This is a genomic window from Vibrio fujianensis (genome assembly GCF_002749895.1).
Lineage (GTDB): Bacteria > Pseudomonadota > Gammaproteobacteria > Enterobacterales > Vibrionaceae > Vibrio > Vibrio fujianensis.
Genome location: NZ_NBUS01000043.1, coordinates 8,466 through 9,895, shown reverse-complemented (window position 1 = coordinate 9,895; position 1,430 = coordinate 8,466). Strand labels below are relative to the sequence as shown.

Here is a 1,430-nt window from a genome sequence, read left to right as displayed (position 1 = left end):
ATTCATTTTATTGGTCTGCTGCTGTATCCTTTCTCTTCCCATCTTTTATACCAATGCCTATTGGCAAGGTAGTATTGGGCGGCTCACTGGATTATGGGCGGGGTTTATTCTCTTTACCGTTTTACAGCAATTCCGTTTTAGTAATACGCATAAGCAACGCTTGCTTTGGTACATCATTTTAGCATGTCTTATCGAAGCGCTATGGGGACTCATCCAATACTTTATCTTATCTCCGGGTAATCCATTCGGATATGATACCAATACCAACCGCCCTTATGGTATTTTTCAGCAACCGAATGTTATGGCCAGTTTTCTAGCCACCGGCCTCATTCTCTCTGGCTATCTACTGGCACGCCAACCGAAAAAATACAACAAACACTTACGTGAGGTGGGGTTACTTTATTTAACGCCTCTACTAACTCTGCCTTTACTCATTGTTCTTGCTTCTCGGACTGGTTGGCTGGCAACCGTGCTTGGTGTAATACTACTGTTACCTTATTTACACCGTTTTTCACCCAGACAACGTTTTATCAACTGGCTTATTGCCATATTAGCGGGCATATTTCTTGGTTATATGGCTATGTATAGTCAAAGTAGCGCCGAGCGAGTGGTAGAAAAAATCAAGATTGAAAGCCCTCGCCAATACACTTTCCCACAAACTCTGGATATGCTGATTGAAAAACCATTTACTGGTTATGGCTATGGCAGATTTGAAACGCAATATATCCTCTATACTGCTCGCCAACATCAACTCAATCCAAGCTATCCACCAGGTCTTGCAGCAATGGATCATCCTCATAATGAGCTATTATTTTGGGGCGTTGAAGGGGGGTTACTGCCTTTAGTGGCGATTCTACTCGCAGCTGGGTTTGTTTTGCTCCGATTACGTTCAGCGAAAAAAGGCACCAGACGCGCGATGCTTGCCTTACTGATTCCAATTACGTTGCACAGCCAATTAGAGTACCCCTTCTACCATTCAGCGATTCATTGGATAAGCTTTATTATTTTGTTGTTTTGGATAGAACAACGTGTGGCAAAATACCATGTCATTCCCTTTAACCAAATCAGCAAATCTTCATTACGTATCACAAGTTTAATGCTGCCAATAGCCACCAGCCTGTATATGCTTAGCGCTTTACATAGCAATTATGTACTGACTCAATTTGAAAAATCTTATCCGCGGGATCCAAATATTTTACAAAACATCAGCAACCCTGTGGTATGGAAAGATAGATTTGACTGGGATATTTATAGCACTTACTTAAACATTGGCTTGCACCAACAAAAAGCGGAATACATCCAACCCTATATTAATTGGTCACAACAAATCATTAGGCGTAAACCTCGACCAGCGTTTTATCATAATTTGATTTTAGCCTATCAGGGGATCGGAGATCATAGCCGAGCAGAACAGATCCGGTTTGAAGCTG

General features: G+C 41.8%; 1 protein-coding gene. It reads left to right on the top strand.

Annotation, left to right across the window (positions count from 1 at the left end; translation table 11 throughout):
- A partial coding sequence (locus B7C60_RS10835; protein ID WP_245869213.1) for a PglL family O-oligosaccharyltransferase occupies positions 1-1,430 on the top strand: 1,430 nt, incomplete at both ends.